This is a genomic window from Delftia sp. WSY_16, from assembly GCF_043104415.1.
GTDB classification, from domain to species: Bacteria; Pseudomonadota; Gammaproteobacteria; order Burkholderiales; family Burkholderiaceae_C; genus Comamonas; species Comamonas tsuruhatensis.
Genome location: NZ_JBICKS010000037.1, coordinates 41,474 through 62,364 on the forward strand (window position 1 = coordinate 41,474; position 20,891 = coordinate 62,364).

Genomic DNA, 20,891 nt, shown 5'->3' on the forward strand with positions numbered 1-20,891 from the left:
CACAGCGGAATTCACCTGGGAAACCCCGAGGCGCAAACCGCTGCGGCAGTAACCTAGATGACAGGCGCAGGCCGGCAGGAGCGGGGAACGCTAGATGGACAGCGCCGGCAGGTTCTCGGGCAGGCCCTGCATGGAGCGCTGCGTGTGCTCGGCCACGAAGTCAAGGAAGCTGCGCACGCGCGCCGGCATGAACTTGCGCGTGGGCAGGGTGGCGTAGAGCGTGAATCGGCCCGTGGTCCATTCGGGCAGCACATGGCGCAGCCGGCCCGAGCGCAGGTGGCGCGCGATCAGGTCCAGCGGCTGGGTGCTGATGCCCGCGCCGTCCAGCGTGGCGCGCAGCAGCGTGCCCGTGTGGTTGGCCACCAGCACGGGGCGCACGGCCACCTCGACCTCGCCCGCGTTGCCGTCGAGCCGGCGCATGCGCAGCATGTCGGAGCGGCCCTGGATGCGCCGGCGCAGCAGGCACTGGTGGCCGGCCAGGTCCTCGGGCACGACAGGCACGCCATGGGCGTCCAGGTACTCGGGCGCGGCGCAGGCCAGGCCGCAGGTGGTGACGATGGGCCGGGCCACCACGTTGCCGTCGTAGCCCTCCTCGGCATTGACGAAGGTGATGTCGTATTCGCCCACGGCCGCCTCGCTGGCCGACTCCACGAAGACCTCGATGCAGATGCGCGGATGCAGGCGGTGGAAGTCCGCCACCAGCGGCGCCAGCACATGCTCGGCGAACACGGGCGGCGTGAGCACGCGCACGGCGCCAGACAGCTCCAGCGTGTGCGCCTGGGCCAGGCTGAAGGCATCCTCCACATCGGCCAGGATGCCACGCACGCGCTCCAGGTAGGCCTCGCCAGCCTCGGTCAGCGAGACGCTTCGCGTGGTGCGCTGCAGCAGCCGCGTGCCCAGGTGCTGCTCCAGGTCGGCCACCAGGCGCGTGACCGTGGGCACGGACATGTCCAGGCGCCGCGCCGCCGCCGAAAACCCGGCCTCGTCGGCCACGGTCTGGAATACCCGCATGGTCTGCAATCGGTCCATCTTGTCCTTGGCCCCCGGCCTTGGTGCCAGGGGACTTTGCTGCATTGTTCCATTGCCCAAACGCCTGCGCCGCGGCTTTGCGGGCCGCGGCGCAGGCGTTCATCTTCGTCGAAATGCGGGAACTCAGCCCTTGCCGCCCGGAGTGTCCCCGGCGCTGGCCGCCTCGGCGGGCGGCGCCCAGCGGATAGGGTGGGTGAAGCGCACGCCGGCATCGCTGAAGGCCTTGGCCGTGGCGGCCGACAGCAGCAGGATGGCCGAGGAAAAGTAGATCCACATCAGCAGCACCACCAGCGAGCCCGCCGCGCCATAGGCCGAGACCACGGCCGCCGTGGCCAGGTACCAGGCCAGGGCCTGCTTGCCCAGCGTGAACAGCAGGGCGCCGATGATGGCACCGAAGATCAGATAGCGCAGCCGGGGCTTGGGGCCGCCGCCTATGCGCATCAGCCCCACAAAGAGCAGCACGGTGATGCCGAAGGACACGCACTCGTTGATCAGGCTGACCAGCGGCCCCAGCGGCTGCATCTGCAGCTTGGTGCCGGCCCAGTTGGTGATCAGCTGGATGGCCGTGGACAGGGCCATGGACACCAGCAGCAAGAAGCCCAGCGCCAGCACATAGGTCAGGCCGCGCAGCCGCAGCGCGGCCATGCGCCACCACACGGCCTTGGGCGGCGGCGGCTCGCCGTTGGAGGTCCAGAGCCTTTCCAGCGCGGACTGCAGCTCCACGAAGACACCTGTGGCGCCCGACATCAGCAGGATGAAGCCGAACAGCGAAGCCAGCCGCCCCTCGTCGGGCCGCTGGGCGCTTTCCAGCGCGCCGCGCACCACCTGGGCGCCGCGCTCGCCGATCACGTCCTGCACCTGATCGATGAGCTGGTGCTCCACATAGCTGCGGTCCACCCACCAGCCCAGCACGCCGACCAGCAGCAGCAGCAGCGGCGCCAGGCTCAGGATGCCGTAGAAGGACATGGCGGCGCTCATGCGCAGGCCATCGGCGTCCAGCCACAGCTGCACGGCGTTCCACATGGCGCGCAGCGGGTTCAGTTCCAGCAGCCGGTCCAGGCGCGCGGACCAGGACGAGGCGGGGGGAGTTTCCGGGGTATCTGAGGGCATGGCCCCCATTGTGCGCAGCGGCGCACCGGCGCCCTGTCAGCCTGTGCCGACAGGGGCCTGTGCGCGCGGCTCAGGTCACGGGCGCTGGATTGAACAGCACCAGGGCGTTGTGCAGCTTCCACTGCTCGGCCCAGGTCTTCCTGCGGCCGCTGGCCACGTCCAGCATCAGGCGGAACATCTCCCAGCCCACGTCCTCGATGCTGGCCTGGCCCTCGGCAATGCGGCCCGCGTTCACGTCCATCAGGTCATGCCAGCGCCGCGCCAGGTCGCTGCGCGTGGCCACCTTGATCACGGGCACCTGGGCCAGGCCGTAGGGCGTGCCCCGGCCCGTGGTGAACACATGCAGGTTCATGCCGGCGGCCAGCTGCAGCGTGCCGCAGATGAAGTCGCTGGCCGGCGTGGCCGCGTAGACCAGGCCGCTTTGGATGCCCCGGTCGGCCAGACGCTGGCCCGGCGACAGCACGCCGGTGATGGGCGCCGTGCCGCTCTTGATGATGGAGCCCATGGCCTTCTCGACGATGTTGGACAGGCCGCCCTTCTTGTTGCCCGGCGTGGTGTTGGCGCTGCGGTCCACGCGGCCCTTGTCCAGGTAGGCGTCGTACCAGGCCATCTCCTCGATCATGGCCTGGGCCACCTCGGGGCTGGAGGCGCGCGAGGTGAGCTGGTCGATGCCGTCGCGCACCTCGGTCACCTCGCTGAACATCACGGTGGCGCCTGCGCGCACCAGCAAATCGGTGCAAAAGCCCACGGCCGGATTGGCCGTGACGCCGCTGAACGCATCGCTGCCGCCGCACTGCACGCCCACCACCAGGGCGCTGGCCGGCACGGTCTCGCGCCGGCGCGCGTTCAGCCGCTCCAGATGCACCCTGGCGCTGCCCATGATGGAGTCCACCATGGACATGAAGCCCACATGCGCCTCGTCCTGCAGGCAGACCACGTCCAGCGCGGGCTCTCGCTCATCGACGATGGGGAAGGACCCCGGCGGCAGCAGCCGCTCGGGCTGCAGCTTCTCGCAGCCCAGGCTCACCACCATCACCTCGCCGCCGAAATTCGGGTTGTGGCTGATGTTGCGCAGCGTGCGCTGCGGAATCTCGGCGCCCACGGCATCGATGGCCACGCCGCAGCCATAGCTGTGCTCCAGGCCCACCACATCGTCCACATTCGGATAGCGCGGCAGCAGCTCGGCCTTGATGCGGCCCACCGCGAAATCCAGCACCCCGGCCACGCACTGCACCGTGGTGGTGATGGCCAGGATGTTGCGCGTGCCCACCGTGCCATCGGCATTGCGGTAGCCCTCGAAGGTGTAGCCCGTCAGCGGCGGCAGCTCGGGCGGCTGCACCGTGGCGATCGGCAACCCCTCGAGAGACAGCGCCCCCGGCATGCGCAGCAGCCGCTCATGCACCCAGCTGCCCGCGGCAATGGCCTGCAGCGCATAGCCGATCACCACGTTGTAGCGGCGCACCTCGCCGCCCTCGGCAATGTCCACCAGCGCCACCTTGTGCGCCTGCGGCACCTTGTCGACCAGCACCAGCCCCCCGGGCATCACCGTGCCCGCAGGCAAACCCCCGTCATTGGCCACGATGGCCACGTTGTCGGCCGGATGCATGCGGATGGAAAGAGGAAGTGGGGTACTCATGGCAATGTCTCAATTTTCTAGGGGCCTGTCGCAATCGGAGTGCGGCCCTCGCAACCGTCACGTCCCAACTCAGGAACGCCGAGCAAGAGCCGCCTCGCGGCGGGGGCGCCCAGCCGAAGGCGTTGTCCCCCTCCGCGAAGCGAGAAGGGGGAAGGCGCGAAGCGCCTCAGGGGGTCACTCTGCTTTAATTCCAGCAGCCTTGATCACCTTCCCCCACTTGACCACCTCGGCCTTCTGGAACTCGCCCAGCTCGGCCGGTGTTATCTGCGAAGGCAGCATGCCGAAGTTCTTCAGGCGCGCCTGCACCTCGGGCGTGGCGACGATCTTCATGATCTCCGCATGCAGCCGGTCCACGATGGGCCCCGGCGTGCCTGCGGGCGCGAACACGGCCTGCCAGGAGCCCATGTCGAAGCCCTTCTCGCCCGCCTCGGCGATGGTGGGCACATCGGGCAGCGACTCCAGGCGCCGCGAGCTGGTCACGGCGATGGGACGCAGCTTGCCGGCCTGCACATGGGGGCCGACGACCAGGGCGGTGTCGAACATCATGTCCACCTGGCCACCGATCACGTCCTGCACGGCCGGGCCACTGCCCTTGTAGGGCACGTGGGTGAACTTCACGCCCGTCTGGTAGCCCAGCAGCTCCAGCGCCATGTGGTTGGAGGTGCCGCTGCCCGGCGAGGCCGAGGTCAGGCCGCCCGCCGCTGCCTTGGCCTTGCTGGCGGCCAGCACGTCGGCCAGCGTCCTGTAGGGGCTGGAGGCCGGCACCACCAGCACCAGCGGGCCCGAGCCCAGCATGGCCACCGGCGTGAAGGACTTGACCGGGTCGTAGTCCAGCTTGGCGTACAGGCTCACATTGATGGCGTGCGAGCTGATGGTGCCGCCCAGGATGGTGTAGCCATCGGCCGGTGCGCGCGCCGCGATGGCCGAGCCCACGCTGCCGCCCGCGCCGCCCTTGTTCTCGATCACCACGGGCGTGCCCAGGGCCTTGCTCAGCGGCTGGGCGATCACGCGCGCCAGCGTATCGGTATTGCCGCCAGGCGGGAACGGCACCAAGTAGGTGATGGGCTTGCCCGTGGGCCAGTTGCCCTGCGCGGCGGCGGGCATGGCAGCCAGGGCCGTGCCCAGCAGCAGGGCGCTGGCGAGGGAATGTTGGATGAGTGTGCGGCGTTGCATGGTGCTTGTCTCCGGGAAGGGCTTGTCGTTGGAATGGTGTGAAAGCGGGTTCAGAAGCGCGGCTGGTGGCCGGTGAACGCGGGGTCGTACTTGCGCATCTGCCCCAGGTCGTCGCGGTTGCGGATGCCGCAGTGCAGGTAGTTGTCGTGCAGGCGGGCCAGGGCCTCGCGGTCCAGCCGCACACCCAGGCCGGGCGCCGTGGGCACGCGCAGGCTGCCCTGCTCGAACTGCAGCCGGCCGCCCTCGACCACTTCCTCGTCCTGCCAGGGGTAATGCGTGTCGCAGGCATAGGTCAGCAGGGGCACGCTGGCGCACAGGTGCGTCATGGCCACCAGGCTGATGCCCAGGTGCGAGTTGCTGTGCATGGACAAGCCCAGGTCGAAGGTGCGGCACAGCGTGGACAGGCGCTGCGTGGCGCGCAGCCCGCCCCAGTAATGGTGGTCGCTGAGCACGATCTTCACGGGGCAGCCCATGTCGGCGTTGCGGCGGAACTCGGCAAAGTCCGTCACCACCATGTTGGTGGCCAGGGGCACATCGCACTCGCGTGCCACGGCCGCCATGCCGTCCAGGCCGGGCGCCGGGTCCTCGTAGTACTCGAGCACGCCCTGCAGCTGCTGCACGATCTTCAGGCTGGTCTCCACCGTCCAGTTGCCATTGGGATCGATGCGCAGCGGCGTGCCTGGAAAGGCCTCGGCCAGCGCCAGGATGCCGGCCGCCTCCTGCTCGGGCGGCAGCGCGCCGGCCTTGAGCTTGATGCTCTGGAAGCCGTACTGCGCAATCATGCGCCGCGCCTGCTCCACCAGCTGCTGCGGCGCCAGGGCTTCGCCCCAGGCGTCGGGCGAAGAATCTGGCCCATAGGGCCTGTCGATGTGCTCGGCGTACTTGTAGAACAGGTAGGCCGAGAACGGCACGCTGTCGCGCGCCGCCCCGCCCAGCAGGTCCACGATGGGCGCCCCGGCCATCTGGCCCTGCAGGTCCAGCATGGCGACCTCGAAGGCGCTGACCACCTTGGCCACGGTCTTGGACACATGCGTGCCCGGCGCCAGCGACACCTGCTGGCCCAGGAACTCCGACGCCGTCAGCGCAGGCGGCGCCACCAGGGCCGCGACGCGGGCCTCCATCTCGTTGAGCGCCCAGGGCGACAGCCCCACCAGCGCGGGCGCGGCCTTGGCCAGCGCATCGAGCATGGGCTGGTCGCCGTAGCTTTCGTTGATGCCGACCAGGCCCGAGGCCGTCTCGATCTCGATGATGGAGCGCAGCGCCCAGGGCTCGTGGATGCCGGCCGCATTGAGCAGCGGCGGATCACGGAAGGCAATGGGCGTGATGCGGACGTGGCGGATCGCGTGGGTCGCTTGGGAGGTGCTCATCTGGACTGCGGACGGGGTCGGAAAATCGGAAAAATCTGCGAAAGCGTTGACGTCTTGTGATACGTTGTCGTACAACTTGGAGCGATTATGATCAGCACCATGGAAAGTTCGGCAAAGGGATTTCCCGCATCACCCCCAACGATCGAGCTTCCCCTGCGAGGAAAGTCCGGTCGCAGCGGCCGCAATCTGGCCGCCCTGCTGTTCGACGAGTTCGCGAGCAAGATCCGCAACGGCCTGTTGGCCGAAGGCGAGAAGCTGCCTACGGAATCGTCGCTGGTGCAGACCTACGAAGTCAGCCGCACCGTGGTGCGCGAGGCGCTGTCGCGCCTGCAGGCCTCGGGCCTGGTGGAGACGCGCCATGGCATAGGCACCTTCGTGCGCGCCGCCCAGCCCGCATCCACGCTGATGCTCAATGCCGACGAGCTGACGGCCGCCGTGGACGTGATGGCCGTGCTGGAGCTGCGCATCAGCCTGGAGACCGAAAGCGCCGGCCTGGCCGCGCTGCGCCGCAGCCCCGAGCAGCTGCAGGGCATACGCATGGCGCTGCAGGCCTTCGAGATCGCCTTTGCGCGCGGCGAGGACACGGTGGCCCATGACCTGGCCTTCCACACCCAGATCGCCGAGGCCACGGGCAACCGCTACTTCGGCGACATCCTGCGCCACTTCGGCGCCCAGCTGATTCCGCGCACGCGCATCGCCTCCATCCACCAGCCCCAGCGCGACCCCGACTACCTGCGCCGCGTCAACCGCGAGCATGAGGAAATCCTCGCCGCCATCGAGCGCCAGGACGCCGACTCGGCCCGCGCGGCCATGCGCATCCACCTGACCAACAGCCGCGAACGCCTGCGCCTGGCGCAAAAGACCAGCGCCTCCTGACGCCTTCTGTGCATCCTGGACCGCCCCGCGCCCTGCGGGGCAGATGGCGCCGGCACAGGAATTCAGACAACCAAGGGAAAACCCTTTATCACGGCATGCATGTCTCGGTTGAAAATTCGCTCCAGTTGTACGACAACTGACAACATAAAACCCGGAGACAAGAGCATGACCCTGAGCCGAAAGCAATTCCTGCGCGCCGCTGGCGCCACCGCCCTCGTGGCCACCGGCGCCGGTGCGCTGGCCCAGAGCAACTGGCCCACGCGGCCGCTGCGCCTGGTGGTGCCCTACCCGCCGGGCGGCAGCTCGGACATCATTGCGCGCGCCATCGGCCCGCTGCTGTCGGCGGAACTCAAGCAGCCCGTGGTCATCGAGAACAAGCCTGGCGCCAACGGCAACCTGGGCGCCGACATGGTGGCCAAGGCCCAGCCCGACGGCCACACGCTGATGCTGTGCGACCTGGGTGCGCTGGCCATCTCGCCCTCGCTCTACACCAAGCTGTCCTTCGACCTGTCCCGGGACCTGCGCGGCACGGCCATGCTGGCCTACTCGCCGCACCTGCTGGTGGTCCATCCCTCGGTGCCGGCCAACAACCTGCAGGAGCTGGTGGCCCTGTCCAAGAAGGAAGACCTGAGCTTTGCCGTCACTGCCACGGGCAGCGCCCCGCACCTGGCCGGCGTGGAACTGGCGCGCGCCACGGGCGCCCGCTGGGAATACGTGCCCTACAAGGGCGGCGTGCAGTCCATCCAGGACACGGTGGCAGGCCAGACCCAGGTGCTGATGAACGGCATGCTGGCCACCTACCCCCATGTGCAAAGCGGCAAGCTCAAGCTGCTGGGCCTGTCCAAGGGCACGCGCATGCCGCTGGCCGCCAACGTGCCCACCATCGCCGAGCAGGGCGTGCCCGGCTTCGAGACCGGCACCTGGCAAGGCGTGGTCGTTCCGGCCAAGACGCCCGAGGCCGTGGTCCAGCGCCTGCATGAGGCCCTGATCACCGCCATCCGCTCGCCCGAGGTGCGCGCCCGCCTCACGGGCCAGGGCGCCGAGGTCGTGACCATGAACCCCGCCGAGACCGCGCGCTTCCTGGCCACCGAACGCCAGCGCTGGCAAAAAGTGGTTCAGACAGCCGGTTTGAAGCTCGACTGATTCCACCCCTTTTTCTTTCTTCCCCACCCTTGTTCCCGAGAGCACCATGACCCCCCAAGACCTCAAAGACGTGATGAGTTCCGGCCTGCTGTCCTTCCCCGTGACGGACTTCGACAGCAACGGCAACTTCAATGCCAAGGGCTATGCGGCCCGCCTCGAATGGCTGGCCCCCTACGGCGCCAGCGCGCTGTTCGCGGCTGGCGGCACGGGCGAGTACTTCTCGCTGTACGGCGAGGAATACGGCCAGATTATCAAGACCGCCGTGGACACCTGCCGCGGCAAGGTGCCCATCATCGCGGGCGCCGGCGGCCCCACGCGCACGGCCATCGCACACGCCCAGGAGGCCGAGCGCCTGGGCGCCCACGGCGTCCTGCTGCTGCCCCACTACCTGACCGAAGCCGGCCAGGAAGGCCTGATCGCCCATGTGGAGCAGGTCTGCAAGAGCGTGAAGTTCGGCGTCATCGTCTACAACCGCGACCGCACCCGCTTCACGCCCGAATCGCTGGCCATCCTGGCCGAGCGCTGCCCCAACCTGGTGGGCTTCAAGGACGGCATGGGCAACATCGAGACCATGTCCTCCATCTTCATGACGATGGGCGACCGCTTCGCCTACCTGGGCGGCCTGCCCACGGCCGAGGTCTATGCGGCCGCCTACAAGGCCCTGGGCACGCCGGTGTACTCCTCGGCCGTCTTCAACTTCATCCCCAGGACGGCGATGGCGTTCTACGAAGCCGTGCGCACCGACGACATGGCCACGCAGCACAAGCTGCTCAAGGAATTCTTCATGCCCTACCTGAAGATCCGCAACCGCGTCGAAGGCTACGGCGTGAGCATCATCAAGGCCGGCGCCAAGCTGGTGGGCCACGACGCCGGCCCCGTGCGCGCCCCGCTGACGGACCTCAAGCCCTCCGAGCTGGAAGAGCTCAAGGCCCTGATCGACAAGCTCGGCCCCCAATAAGCCACAAGACCGGGCGCAGGGGCCAGTCCGGCCCTTGCGCCCCCCAGGAGACAAGAACATGAAAAAGATTCTGATCGCGCTGAGTGCCGCACTGGCCCTCACGGCGCAGGCGGCCGGCAGCTTCCCGGACAAGGCCGTCAACATCATCGTGCCCTTCCCGGCCGGAGGGTCCACCGACACCGTGGCCCGCGCCATGGCCCTGAGCATGGGCGAGCAGCTGGGCAAGCCCTTCGTGGTGGAAAACCGCCCCGGCGCCACGGGCACCATCGGCGCGGGCGCCGTCAAGCGCGCACCGGCCGATGGCTACACCCTGCTGGTGGCCTCGCTGGGCCCCTTCGTGGTCACGCCGCACCTGGTCAAGAACGTGCCCTATGACGCAGGCAAGGACTTCGACTACATCACCATCCCCGTGCAGGCGCCCAACGTGCTCGTGGCCAGCCCCGCGCAGAAGGCCCGCACCGTGGCCGAGGTCATCGCCGCGCTCAAGGCCAACCCCGGCAAGATCAGTTTCGCGAGCTCGGGCAACGGCTCCTCGGACCATCTGTCGGCCGAGCTGTTCTGGCAGCAAAGCGGCACCGAAGGCATGCACGTTCCCTACAAGGGCGGCGCCCCGGCCATCACCGACCTGATCGGTGGCCAGGTGGACTTCTCGTTCCAGAACGTCAACGCCGTGCTGCCCCATCTGCGCAGCGGCAAGCTGCATGCGATTGCCGTGACCGGCAGCCAGCGCTCGCCCGTGCTGCCCGATGTGCCCACGCTGGCCGAGGCCGGCGTCAAGGGCGCCGAGGTCTATTCCTGGCAAGGCCTGGCCGCACCCAAGGGCCTGCCCGCCGATGTGAAGGCCAAGCTGGCCAAGGCCGCCATCGCCTCCGTGCAGCAGCCCGACATCCGCAAGCGCTTCGTGGAGCAGGGCCTGGAGATCGTGGGCAACACGCCCGAGGAATTCACGCGCTACCAGGCCCAGGAATCGGAGCGCTGGAGGCAGCTCATCCAGACAAGAAAGATCACGGCAGATTGAGCTGGAAACAACGGGCCGGCCCCGGGGCCTTTGCCCGCCGGCCTTTGCCCGCTGGCCTGCGCACCGCAGGCCCTTTTCACCGGGGCTTGCAGCCCCTGCAAGTTCCAAGGATTCCAAGGCATGGCGACCTCCCGTCCACGCGTTCTCCAGTTCGGCAAGATGCCGCTGCCCCAGCTCGATGCCGAGCTGGCCCAGGCCTATGAGGTGACGCTGCTGTCCGAGCAGCCCGACCGCGAGCGCTTTCTCGCCGAGCACGGCGCGCAGTTCGAATACCTGGTCACCTCGGCCGCCATGGGCGTACCCGCGAGCGTGGTGCAGGCCCTGCCCAGGCTGCGCTTCGTGAGCAGTTTCGGCGTGGGCTTTGACGCGCTGGACCGCGAGTCCCTGCTGCGCCAGGGCGTCCGCGTGGGCTACACGCCCGGCGTGCTGGACGACTGCGTGGCCGACATGGCCTTCGCCCTGCTGCTGGACGCCGCGCGTGGCCTGAGCGAGTCCGACCGCTTCGTGCGCCGGGGCGACTGGAGCCAGGGCCGCTTCGGCATCCGCACGCGTGCCAGCGGCAAGCGCCTGGGCATCTTCGGCATGGGCCGCATCGGCTCCACCGTGGCGCGCCGCGCGGCCGGCTTCGACATGGAGGTGGCCTACCACAACCGCCGCCCGGTCGAGGGATCGCCCCACCTCTACCAGCCCTCGCTGCTGGAGCTGGCGCGCTGGGCCGACTTCCTCGTCATCACGGCCGCAGGCGGCGACGGCACGCAGCACCTGGTCAACGCCGAGGTGCTGGACGCGCTGGGCCCGCAGGGCTTTCTGATCAACGTGGCGCGCGGCAGCGTGGTCGACGAGGCCGCACTGGTCCAGGCCCTGCAGCAGGGCCGCATCGCGGGCGCGGGCCTGGATGTGTTCGAGGACGAGCCCCGCCCCCATGCCGAGCTGCTGTCGCAGGACAACGTGGTGCTTGCGCCCCACATCGCCAGCGGCACGCATGAAACCCGCCGCGCCATGGCCGACCTCGTGCTGCGCAACCTGGCGCAGTTCATCGCCACGGGCCGGCCCGAGGCCGAAGTGCCCTGGTCGGCCGCGCAGCAGCCGGCCACCGCCACCACCGCATAGCCCTTTTTTTCCCAGAGACCGATCCAACGATCCAAGAGCACGCCATGTCCTCCACCCCGACCATCACCGAGATCGAAGTCATTCCCGTCGCCGGCCGCGACGGCATGCTCATGAACCTCAGCGGCGCGCATGCGCCCTACTTCACGCGCAACATCGTGCTCATCCACGACAGCGCGGGCCACACCGGTGTGGGCGAAGTGCCTGGCGGCGAAGGCATACGCAAGGCGCTGGAGGACAGCAAGGCCCTGCTCATCGGCCAGTCCGTGGGCAACCACCTCAAGCTGCTGCAAAACGTGCAGCAGGCCCTGGCCGGCCGCGACACGGGCGGGCGCGGCCTGCAGACCTTCGATCTGCGCATTGCCGTGCATGCCGTCACCGCCGTGGAGTCGGCCCTGCTGGACCTGCTGGGCCAGCACCTGGGCGTGCCCGTGGCGGCCCTGCTGGGCGAAGGCCAGCAGCGCGACCGCGTGGAGATGCTGGGCTACCTGTTCTTCACCGGCCCCACCGACAGGACCGACCTGCCCTACGTCCAGCCCGGCGAAGACCAAAGCGGCAGCGACGACTGGACGCAGGTGCGCCACATGACCGCCATGGACCCGGCCGCCATCGTGCGCCAGGCCGAGGCGGCGCACGCGCGCTACGGCTTCAACGACTTCAAGCTCAAGGGCGGCGTGCTGGCCGGCGAGCAGGAAGTGGAGGCCGTCACCGCGCTGGCCAGGCGCTTCCCGCAGGCGCGCGTCACGCTGGACCCCAACGGCGGCTGGCTGCTCAAGGACGCCATCCGCCTCATGCGCGACATGCACGGCGTGCTCGCCTATGCCGAAGACCCCTGCGGCGCCGAGAACGGCTTCTCGGGCCGCGAAGTCATGGCCGAATTCCGCCGCGCCACCGGCCTGCCCACGGCCACCAACATGATCGCCACCGACTGGCGCCAGATGGTGCATGCGCTGTCGCTGCAGTCCGTGGACATCCCGCTGGCCGACCCGCATTTCTGGACCATGGCCGGCTCCGTGCGCGTGGGCCAGACCTGCCGCGACTGGGGCCTGACCTGGGGCTCGCACTCCAACAACCACTTCGACATCTCGCTGGCCATGTTCACCCACGTGGCCGCCGCCGTGCCCGGCAAGGTCACGGCCATCGACACGCACTGGATCTGGCAGGACGGCCAGTACCTCACCCAGAACCCGCTGCAGATCAAGGGCGGCTTCGTCGAAGTGCCCAAGACCCCGGGCCTGGGCGTCACCGTGGACCGCGCCGCGCTGCAGCGCGCCAACGCCCTGTACCTGGAGCACGGCCTGGGAGCGCGCAATGACGCCATGGCCATGCAATACCTGATCCCGGGCTGGACCTTCGACAACAAGCGCCCCTGCATGGTCCGCTGACCCCTTCCTTCCGTTACCCCTTTCCCGGAGCACCTCATGTCCCGCTACGACAACCTCATCAACGGCCAATGGAAGGCCGCCGACGGCTACAGCGCCAACACCAACCCCAGCGACCTGTCCGATGTGATCGGCGAGTACGCCCAGGGCAATGCCGCCGATGTGGAAGCCGCCATCGCCGCGGCGGCCGCGGCCTTTCCCGCCTGGAGCACCTCGGGCATCCAGGCCCGCCACGACGCCCTGGACAGGATCGGCAACGAAATCCTGGCCCGCAAGGAAGAGCTGGGCGACCTGCTGGCGCGCGAGGAAGGCAAGACCCGCCCCGAAGCCATTGGCGAAGTCGGCCGCGCAGGCCAGATCTTCAAGTTCTTCGCGGGTGAATGCCTGCGCCTGGCCGGCGAGACCCTGCCCTCCGTGCGCCCCGGCATCGGCGTGGAAATCACGCGCGAGCCCGTCGGCGTGGTGGGCCTGATCACGCCGTGGAACTTCCCCATCGCCATTCCCGCCTGGAAGATCGCCCCGGCCCTGGCCTTCGGCAACTGCGTGGTCCTGAAGCCCGCCGACCTCGTGCCCGGCAGCGCCTGGGCGCTGGCCGACATCATTCACCGCTCGGGCATTCCGGCCGGTGTCTTCAACCTCGTCATGGGCCCGGGCCGCGTCATCGGTGATGCCCTGGTGCGCCACAGCGACGTGGCCGCCATCAGCTTCACCGGCTCCGTGGGCGTGGGCCGCGGCATTGCCCGCGCCTGCGTGGAAAGCGGCAAGAAGGTGCAGCTGGAGATGGGCGGCAAGAACCCGCAGATCGTGCTGGACGACGCCGACCTCACCCAGGCCGTGGATCTGTCCGCGCAAAGCGGCTTCTACTCCACGGGCCAGCGCTGCACGGCATCGAGCCGCCTCATCGTCACCGACAGGATCTACCCCGCCTTCATCGAGGCCCTGCAGGCCCGCATGGCCAGGATCAAGGTGGGCGACGCCCGCGCCGCAGGCACCGACATGGGCCCCGTGGTCAGCCAGGCCCAGCTGGAGCAGGACCTGAGCTACGTGGAAATCGCCAAGGCCGAAGGCGCCGTGCTGGCTGCCGGCGGCGCAGCCGCCGCCTGCCACACCGGCAGCGGCAACAAGGGCTACTACATGGCGCCCACCCTGTTCGTGGACACCCAGGCCGCCATGCGCATCAACCGCGAGGAAGTCTTCGGCCCCGTGGCCAGCGTCATCCGCGTGAAGGACTACGAGGAAGCCCTGGCCGTGGCCAACGACACGCCCTTCGGCCTGGCCGCAGGCATTGCCACCACCAGCCTCAAGCACGCCACCCACTTCAAGCGCCACAGCCAGGCCGGCATGGTCATGGTCAACCTGCCCACGGCCGGCGTGGACTACCACGTGCCCTTCGGCGGCCGCAAGGGCAGCAGCTACGGCCCGCGCGAACAGGGCCGCTATGCGCAGGAGTTCTATACGACGGTGAAGACCGCCTACACGCTGGCCTGAACAGCATCCGGCTGACGAGAAAAAAGCACCTTTCGAGGTGCTTTTTCATTGGGCGGATTCCGGGAGTCAACAGCCCGGGGCGCCCTGGCAAGCGGACCAGCGAATCAGCGCTGGAACGCCACCGCAGCAGCCGCCATCCGCCGCAGATACGCCGGGTCTTCCTGCAGGCAATGCACGTGGTTGACCTCGTCCTCCACCAGCTCCTCCATCCGCTGCGCGGCCCCGCAAATGGCCTGCAGCGCATTGGCCACCACCTCCAGATTGCGGTAGCCCTCGGGCCGCTCCAGCCAGGCCAGCGCCAGCTGGCCCAGCGAGTACACCTCGCTGCTGCCTTGCAGCGTCAGCCGGCCGATTTCGGTCACGGCATGGCTCAACTGCTGCGGTGTGGGCTGGGTGGGGATTGTGGATGCGGTATTCATGGCGCGACCTCTCTCATGGCAGGCACGCCTGGACGGCGCGCACACTGGATGGAGAAGGCCGAGAGAAAAACGGCGTACATGGTTTCGTGCTCCTTGCTGAGATCGAACCCACCGACCCGTGTTCTTACGCACAGACAGGTGGACGGGATGTTAAGAACACAGAGCAAGCCGTGCGGACGCCCTTGCGGGTAGCCCCATCCCGCCCAAAACCGCATGGACGAGCGGGCGCTATGCCCACTCTTTCCGAGTGATCAGACGTGACAAGGCCTCGCTAACGGGGAGGCAGCGCCGCTTACTCTAAAGGTGTTCTTACGCACCAGCCCCTGAACAGAGGGCCGCCGCAATGATAGAGGCATTCAGGAACGCAAGCGCCCCGAAGCCCCAGGCCGAGCGCAGCGAAGGCCCGCACCCACTCCCCGTATGTCCGCGCCTGCGCCGTGGCGGTTGCGGGGTTGCAGTCCTGCCGAAGGACAGGACTGCTTCGTCATCTGACTCGCCGTGATTGTTTGAACGTAGCTCGCAGAGCGAAGTGAGTTTCACGGCGAACCCCGCAACCGCCACGGCGCAGGTTGCCCCGCAGCGAAGCGAAGGGGTCGCGGACATTCGGGCGCTTTTCTTTGCTCACTTTCTTGTAGCGAGACAAGAAAGTGAGTCGGCCGCCGGGCCGAGACCCGGCCTCGAAAAACAACCACCTGGCAGGGGCAAAAAATGCACCTAAGCCAAAAGCAAACAAGGTGGGCGGGAGTCAAGACCATGTGCAAGGCATGCGGACGCCCTCACGGGCAGCCCCATCCCGCCCCAAACCCAAAGACAGCCGGGTCCCCAAAAACCCCAGCCATCAAACCTCGGTCACGGATGGCAGCTCCCGCATCACTTCAGCAAATCACTTCAGAAAAACAGCACCCTCACCCAAGGCGCCACCACCACATTCAACGCCCCCGCAATCATCATCACCAACGAAGCAACCACCGCCTGCACATCCCCAAACTGCCGCGCCTTCGCCACCCCGCTGCCATGCGCGGCACCACCCAGAATGGCGCCCGCAGCCAGCTTGCTGCGCACGTGCGGCAGCAGCCGCAGGATGGTCTCGCCCATGAGCATGCCGCTGACGCCCGTGAGCAGCACGAACAGCGCGGCCAGGTCGGTGGGCCCGCCCAGCACGCGCTCGGCCTCGATGGCGAAGGGGGTGGTCACCGAGCGCACGGCCAGGCCCTTTTGCAGGTCCACGGGCAGTCCGAAGGCCTGTGCGAACCAGATGGTGGTGGCAATGGACACGCCACTGGCCACGAGCACGCCGGTGGCGATCGACATCCAGTGCTTGCGCAGCAAGTGGCGGTTTTCGTGCAGGGGCAGCGCAAAGGCCACCGTGGTGGGGCCCAGCAGCCAGACCAGCCAGTGCGTCTGGGCGATGTACTGCGGGTAGCGCACATGGGTCAGCAGCGCCAGCGCGATCAGCACCATGGGCGTGGCGACGATGGGCATGAGCAGCGGATGCGGATGGCGGCGGTACACGCGCTTGTTGGCCGCATAGCAGGCCAGCGTGGCCAGCAGCGACAGCAGGCCTATCGTCTGGTCGGACATGGCGTTCATTCCTGCTCCCTGTGCAGCCCGGCGCGCGTGGAGCGGCGCCGGGCCAGCCACAGCTCCAGCCGGTAGACGCGGTCCACGGCCAGCGCCGTGGCGGCCATCACGCAGGCCGTGCTGGCCACGATGACGCCCAGGATGCGCAGGCCCTGGTGCTGGATCAGCTCGGTGTATTCGGTGACGACCAGCATGGCGGGCACGAAGAACAGCAGCATCTCGGCCAGCAGCCAGTTGGTGCCGCCCTGCAGCCAGCGGGCCTTGACCAGCCCGCTGAACAGGCCCGTGGCCAGCAGGGCGAAGCCGATCAGCCCGGCCGGCATGCCCCAGCCGAAATGGGCGCGCACGGCCTCCATGGCCACCCACAGCGCACTGAGCAGCCCCACCTGCAGCACGCCGCGCAGCAGCGGCCAGCAGCGGTGCTGCAGGCCCTGAAACACCTGCGGCCGCAGGACGGGCATGGCGGAAATCTTTGACATGGGGCAATCCTAGGGTTTCCACTCAGATTCGTAAAATGAATAATCTCCATTTTTCCCATGCACAAAAGGAATCCTCATGGACCTGCGCGCGCTGCGCTACTTTGTCGAGGTGGTGCGCTGCAACAGCTTCACGCGTGCGGCCGAGGCGCTGCATGTGACCCAGCCCACCATCAGCAAGATGGTGCGGGCGCTGGAGGAGGAGCTGGGCGGCCCGCTGCTGCTGCGCGAGGGGCGAGGTGTGCAACTGACCGACGCAGGCCAGGTGGTCCATGCGCGCGGCCTGCAGGTGCTGGAGCAGTCACGCCAGCTGCTGCAGGAGGTGGCCGAGGTGGACGGCATTGCGCGCGGCAGCCTGAGCGTGGGCATCATGCCCACGGCCGGGCACTACATGGCGCCCGTGATCGCGCGCTTTCAGCAACTGCATCCGGGCGTGGAACTGCATGTGCAGGAGCAGGGCGCACGCGCCCAGCGCCAGCTGCTGCTGGACGGCAAGCTGGACATGGCGCTGGGCCTGCACGGCGCGGGCGAGGCGGGTGGTGACCTGGCCGGAGAGGGCCTGGAGTACTGCACCATCGCCCACCAGAAGACACGCGTGGCCTTTGCCGCGCACGAGGTGCCCGACCCGGACGCACCCGTGCACTGGAGCGAGCTGGCCCGGCGGCCCTTTGTGTTCTACACCTCGGACTTCGCCCTGCACCAGGCCGTGCTGGAACATTGCGCGGCGGCAGGCTTCAGCCCACAGGTGCGGCTGCAGACGCGCTACTGGGACTTCATCGGCGACCTGGTGGCAGAAGGCGTGGGCGTGGCCGTGATGTTCGAGCACGTGATCGCGCGGTTCGACCCCCGGCGCGTGTCCAGCCGCCCGCTGGTGGGGCCTGAACTGCACTGGGACGTGGTGCAGCTGTGGCGCAGCGGCTATCTGTCACGCGCGGCGAGGGCCTGGCTGGAGTGCGTGCGTGCGGTCTATCCCGACGACAATCGCTGAGTCCATGCAACCCAGAAAACGCCCTCCCTCGCGCTCCTTTGCGGGCCCATCCCGGCGCCTGCAGACCGCCTTCGCCGACCGGCCCGACACCGGCCCCTCACGCCTGCTGTGCTTCAACAAGCCCTACGGTGTACTCAGCCAGTTCACCCCCGAGGGCCGCTGGCGTGGCCTCAAGGAATACATCGACGTGCCGGGCGTGCATGCGGCAGGCCGGCTCGACGCCGACAGCGAAGGACTGCTGCTGCTGACCAATGACGGCCCGCTGCAGGCGCGCATCGCCGATCCGCGCTTCAAGATGGAAAAGACCTACTGGGTACAGGTCGAGGGACTGCCCGACGAGGCCGCGCTGCAGGCCCTGCGCCAGGGCGTGCAGCTCAACGACGGCATGACGCTGCCCGCGCAGGCGCGCCGGCTGGAGCCGCCGCCCGTGCTGTGGCAGCGCGACCCGCCCATCCGCGTGCGCCAGAACATTCCCGACTGCTGGATCGAGCTGGTCATCCGCGAAGGCCGCAACCGCCAGGTGCGCCGCATGACGGCGGCCATTGGCCACCCCACGCTGCGGCTGGTGCGCGCGGCCATCGGGCCCTACACGCTGGACGGCCTGGAGCCCGGCCAGTGGAAGGATGTGGAGCCCGCCTAGGGCTCCGGATTGTCGGGGGGTGCCACAGCCTGCCAGCGCTGCAGGCCGAGCCACGGATGAAAGCGCCGCGCCTCGCCCACTTCCACGCGCTCCACGCTGCCGGCCAGCAGCGGCCACAGGCGCTGCAATTGCGCCGAGCGCTGCTGCGTGCAGCGCCGCGCGCGGGCCAGCAACTCGCTGCCCTGGCCCAGCAGGCGCGACAGCTCGCGCAGGCGCGGCGGCGGCAGGCATTGGGCGCTGGCCAGCATCAGCCAGGACGGTGCCTGGCCCGCCTGGGCGGGGCCGCTGGCGGCGAACTGCTCCAGCAAAGCGACATGGGCGCTGAGCAGGGGCGCGGGCGGCTTCTCGGCCAGCATGACCTCCAGCAGAGTGCCCTCGATGCGCCAGCGGGCGGGCACCACGGCGTGCTCTACCGAGTTGCCGAAGCGCGTGGACTGGCGATGACTGACGGCACGGCTGCCCTGCTCCAGCAAGGGCTGCAGCAGTTCGGCCAGGGCCTGCTCGCGCTGCGCCGTGGGCGCTTCGGCCAGCGTGATGCGCAGCGGCACGGCCTCGTAGCCGCGCAGCTGGTCGCGCCAGGCCATCCAGCCCGCCGTGTCGGGGCCGCCCAGCAGCAGGGCGAGGAAGGCGCCCAGGCCGGCCAGGGCCGACCCGGTCCACCAGGACACCGGCACAGGCTGCCGCCCGGCGATCAGCCAGCCCGTCAACCAGACCAGCGCCCCGGCGCAGATGGCTGCCAGCAAGCCCATGCCGAAGGCGAGGAAGGGCGCGCCATCGAGCCGGTCGGGCAGCAGCACCAGCATGGCCACGCAGGCCGCGCCGGCGCACAGCGCAACGGCCCACCAGCCCGCCACGGGCAGGGTGCGCGCGGTGCGGCCAGTGAGACCCGTGAGACCCGTACGGCCGGCCAGTGCCAGCAGCAGCAGTGCCACCACCGCGCCAGCGGTCAGCGCAATGAACAGGGGCGCAAACACCCACAGCGCCAGCAGCCCGAGGACCGCCGATACCGCAAGCGACAGCGCCAGCATGCTCAGGCCTTCTTGAGGAACTCCGACTTGAGCAGCATGGAGCCCAGTTCGGTCTTGCAGTCCACGTTGTGGCCGTCGGCGCCATCGACCAGGCGGATGCCCTTGATCTTGCTGCCCTTCTTGAGCACGGTGGACGAGCCCTTGACCTTGAGGTCCTTGACCAGGATCACGGCATCGCCGTCGGCCAGCGCATTGCCGTTGGCGTCGCGCACGATGCCGTCGCCAGCGGCGGCTTCGCCGGACTCTTCTTCGGCCTGCATGGGCCATTCGAAGGCGCAGTCGGGGCAGATGTAGCTGGTGGCGTCGGGATAGGTGTTTTCAAGGCCGCACTGGGGGCAGGCGGGAGTGGTCTGGGGCATGGGATGGACAGATTCGGTGAAGACAAAGAGCGCGGCGGGCGCGCCGTACCTGGCGATTGTCGCCCCTGCCCCCGCAGGCATGCCCCGGCAAACCCGAGCGGCCTGCTACGCTGCGCGCCACTCTTTGCTTTTTCCCCATGGATACGCTGACCCCCTTGCGCGCCTTCCGGCGCATCGTAGAACTGGGCTCCATCGCCAAGGCGGCCGACGCGCTGGAGCTGTCCTCGGCCGCGCTGAGCAAGCAGCTGCGCGCGCTCGAAGCCCATCTGGGCGCCGTGCTGCTGCAGCGCACCACGCGCCGCATGAGCCTGACCGACACGGGCCAGGCCTACTACGCCGAGTGCTGCCGCCTGCTCGATGAATTCGATGCGCTGGAGCAGTCGGTGCGCGCGCAGTCGCAGCAGGTGGCCGGCCGGCTGCGCGTGAATGCGCCGCTGTCGTTTGCGCTGAGCACGCTGTCGCCGCTGCTGGCGCGCTTCATGCAGCGCCATCCGCAGCTGCAGATCGACCTGTCCATGGAAGACCGGCTGGTGGATGCGGTGGGCCAGGGCTTCGATGTGTCCATCCGCCTGAGCGCGGAGCTGGCGGACTCCTCGCTGATCGCGCGGCGCCTGGCCTCGCTGTCGCAGATGCTGTGCGCGGCCCCGTCCTATCTGCAGGCGCATGGCCGCCCGGCCAGTGCCGCCGGGCTGCGCGGCCATGCGCTGCTGAACTACAGCCTGGCGCATGCGCCCCGCGAAGCGGGCGAGAGCCCACAGGCGCCGTCCGAGGCGCGCGCCAACGTCAACAACAGCCTGATGCTGCGCGACCTGCTGGTGGCGGGCCTGGGCATTGGCGCCCTGCCCTCGTTCCTGGCGCGGCCGGCGATTGCGGCAGGCCAGCTGGTCGCACTGGACCTTGCGGACCAGGCCGCGCAGGCCCGCCATGTCTACGCGGTCTATCCCACGCAGCGCCACCTGCTGCCCAAGGTGCGCGCCTTCGTGGACTTCCTGGCCGAGGAGCTGCCCGCCGCCATGGGCGAGGATTGTTGACGCCGCGTTAAGAGTTCCTCAAGCGCGCGCCCCTTTTTCGCGCCGGGCCTGCGGCCTACGCTTGCCGTCCATCACAGCCATG

At 68.8% G+C, this 20,891-nt stretch carries 20 protein-coding genes; 10 read left to right on the forward strand and 10 right to left on the reverse strand.

Annotation, left to right across the window (positions count from 1 at the left end; all coding sequences use genetic code 11):
• Positions 1–90 precede the first annotated feature (90 nt).
• The 5 genes from ACF8O7_RS18195 to ACF8O7_RS18215 all read right to left on the reverse strand — a co-directional run bounded on the left by ACF8O7_RS18195 (position 91) and on the right by ACF8O7_RS18215 (position 6,315).
• A complete protein-coding gene (locus ACF8O7_RS18195) occupies positions 91–1,029 on the reverse strand; it encodes a LysR family transcriptional regulator (RefSeq protein WP_016448675.1) in 939 nt (312 codons plus the stop codon).
• A gap of 123 nt (positions 1,030–1,152) precedes the next feature.
• Positions 1,153–2,139, reverse strand: coding sequence for a YihY/virulence factor BrkB family protein (locus tag ACF8O7_RS18200; protein ID WP_046238973.1), 987 nt, complete (start codon positions 2,137–2,139; stop codon positions 1,153–1,155).
• A 70-nt stretch (positions 2,140–2,209) separates the two neighbouring features.
• Entirely contained in the window at positions 2,210–3,775 is a 1,566-nt protein-coding gene (gene garD / locus ACF8O7_RS18205) for a galactarate dehydratase (RefSeq protein WP_047474984.1), read from the reverse strand.
• Between the two features lie 174 nt (positions 3,776–3,949).
• Positions 3,950–4,948, reverse strand: coding sequence for a Bug family tripartite tricarboxylate transporter substrate binding protein (locus ACF8O7_RS18210; protein ID WP_392443962.1), 999 nt, complete (start codon positions 4,946–4,948; stop codon positions 3,950–3,952).
• A 50-nt stretch (positions 4,949–4,998) separates the two neighbouring features.
• Positions 4,999–6,315: a glucarate dehydratase family protein gene (locus ACF8O7_RS18215; RefSeq protein WP_046986931.1), complete on the reverse strand. Its 1,317-nt coding sequence runs from the start codon at positions 6,313–6,315 to the stop codon at positions 4,999–5,001.
• Between the two features lie 87 nt (positions 6,316–6,402).
• Here ACF8O7_RS18215 and ACF8O7_RS18220 point away from each other — a divergent pair, with 87 nt between their 5' ends.
• From ACF8O7_RS18220 to ACF8O7_RS18250, 7 genes are all read left to right on the forward strand, one after another.
• Positions 6,403–7,191 carry a FadR/GntR family transcriptional regulator gene (locus ACF8O7_RS18220; protein ID WP_133073289.1) on the forward strand — a complete coding sequence of 263 codons (789 nt, stop codon included), beginning with the start codon at positions 6,403–6,405 and terminating at the stop codon, positions 7,189–7,191.
• 165 nt (positions 7,192–7,356) lie between these two features.
• Positions 7,357–8,334, forward strand: a complete 978-nt coding sequence (locus ACF8O7_RS18225) for a tripartite tricarboxylate transporter substrate binding protein (RefSeq protein WP_026062356.1) — start codon at positions 7,357–7,359, stop codon at positions 8,332–8,334.
• A 46-nt stretch (positions 8,335–8,380) separates the two neighbouring features.
• On the forward strand, positions 8,381–9,292 hold the full coding sequence (gene kdgD / locus ACF8O7_RS18230; protein WP_016448682.1) for a 5-dehydro-4-deoxyglucarate dehydratase: 912 nt from the start codon (positions 8,381–8,383) through the stop codon (positions 9,290–9,292).
• Between the two features lie 58 nt (positions 9,293–9,350).
• Entirely contained in the window at positions 9,351–10,310 is a 960-nt protein-coding gene (locus tag ACF8O7_RS18235) for a tripartite tricarboxylate transporter substrate binding protein (RefSeq protein ID WP_046239992.1), read from the forward strand.
• Between the two features lie 120 nt (positions 10,311–10,430).
• Entirely contained in the window at positions 10,431–11,420 is a 990-nt protein-coding gene (locus ACF8O7_RS18240) for a 2-hydroxyacid dehydrogenase (protein ID WP_392443964.1), read from the forward strand.
• Positions 11,421–11,464: 44 nt separating this feature from the next.
• Entirely contained in the window at positions 11,465–12,802 is a 1,338-nt protein-coding gene (locus ACF8O7_RS18245) for an enolase C-terminal domain-like protein (RefSeq protein WP_074921236.1), read from the forward strand.
• 36 nt (positions 12,803–12,838) lie between these two features.
• Positions 12,839–14,287 (forward strand): aldehyde dehydrogenase family protein, encoded by a 1,449-nt coding sequence (locus ACF8O7_RS18250; protein WP_392443965.1) that lies wholly within the window; start codon positions 12,839–12,841, stop codon positions 14,285–14,287.
• A gap of 104 nt (positions 14,288–14,391) precedes the next feature.
• On the opposite strand, the gene ACF8O7_RS18255 is transcribed toward ACF8O7_RS18250, so the two are convergent.
• From ACF8O7_RS18255 to ACF8O7_RS18265, 3 genes are all read right to left on the reverse strand, one after another.
• Positions 14,392–14,706: a hypothetical protein gene (locus tag ACF8O7_RS18255; protein ID WP_046239995.1), complete on the reverse strand. Its 315-nt coding sequence runs from the start codon at positions 14,704–14,706 to the stop codon at positions 14,392–14,394.
• Positions 14,707–15,594: 888 nt separating this feature from the next.
• The gene (locus ACF8O7_RS18260; RefSeq protein ID WP_061287476.1) at positions 15,595–16,287 is read right to left on the reverse strand and encodes an LrgB family protein; all 693 of its coding nucleotides are present in this window, start codon (positions 16,285–16,287) and stop codon (positions 15,595–15,597) included.
• A gap of 5 nt (positions 16,288–16,292) precedes the next feature.
• Entirely contained in the window at positions 16,293–16,766 is a 474-nt protein-coding gene (locus ACF8O7_RS18265) for a CidA/LrgA family protein (protein WP_016448689.1), read from the reverse strand.
• Between the two features lie 76 nt (positions 16,767–16,842).
• Between ACF8O7_RS18265 and ACF8O7_RS18270 the strand changes: the two genes are divergently transcribed.
• Together ACF8O7_RS18270 and ACF8O7_RS18275 are read left to right on the forward strand one after the other, a co-directional pair.
• On the forward strand, positions 16,843–17,751 hold the full coding sequence (locus ACF8O7_RS18270) for a LysR family transcriptional regulator (RefSeq protein WP_012202182.1): 909 nt from the start codon (positions 16,843–16,845) through the stop codon (positions 17,749–17,751).
• A 4-nt stretch (positions 17,752–17,755) separates the two neighbouring features.
• The gene (locus ACF8O7_RS18275) at positions 17,756–18,391 is read left to right on the forward strand and encodes a pseudouridine synthase (RefSeq protein WP_012202181.1); all 636 of its coding nucleotides are present in this window, start codon (positions 17,756–17,758) and stop codon (positions 18,389–18,391) included.
• On the opposite strand, the gene ACF8O7_RS18280 is transcribed toward ACF8O7_RS18275, so the two are convergent.
• Together ACF8O7_RS18280 and ACF8O7_RS18285 are read right to left on the reverse strand one after the other, a co-directional pair.
• Entirely contained in the window at positions 18,388–19,419 is a 1,032-nt protein-coding gene (locus tag ACF8O7_RS18280) for a hypothetical protein (RefSeq protein ID WP_126311609.1), read from the reverse strand. The two genes, ACF8O7_RS18275 and ACF8O7_RS18280, sit on opposite strands and share 4 nt — an antisense overlap.
• A 2-nt stretch (positions 19,420–19,421) precedes the next feature.
• The gene (locus ACF8O7_RS18285) at positions 19,422–19,778 is read right to left on the reverse strand and encodes a zinc ribbon domain-containing protein YjdM (RefSeq protein WP_013800120.1); all 357 of its coding nucleotides are present in this window, start codon (positions 19,776–19,778) and stop codon (positions 19,422–19,424) included.
• Between the two features lie 137 nt (positions 19,779–19,915).
• Between ACF8O7_RS18285 and ACF8O7_RS18290 the strand changes: the two genes are divergently transcribed.
• Positions 19,916–20,809, forward strand: coding sequence for a LysR family transcriptional regulator (locus ACF8O7_RS18290; protein WP_047218555.1), 894 nt, complete (start codon positions 19,916–19,918; stop codon positions 20,807–20,809).
• Positions 20,810–20,891: the final 82 nt, after the last annotated feature.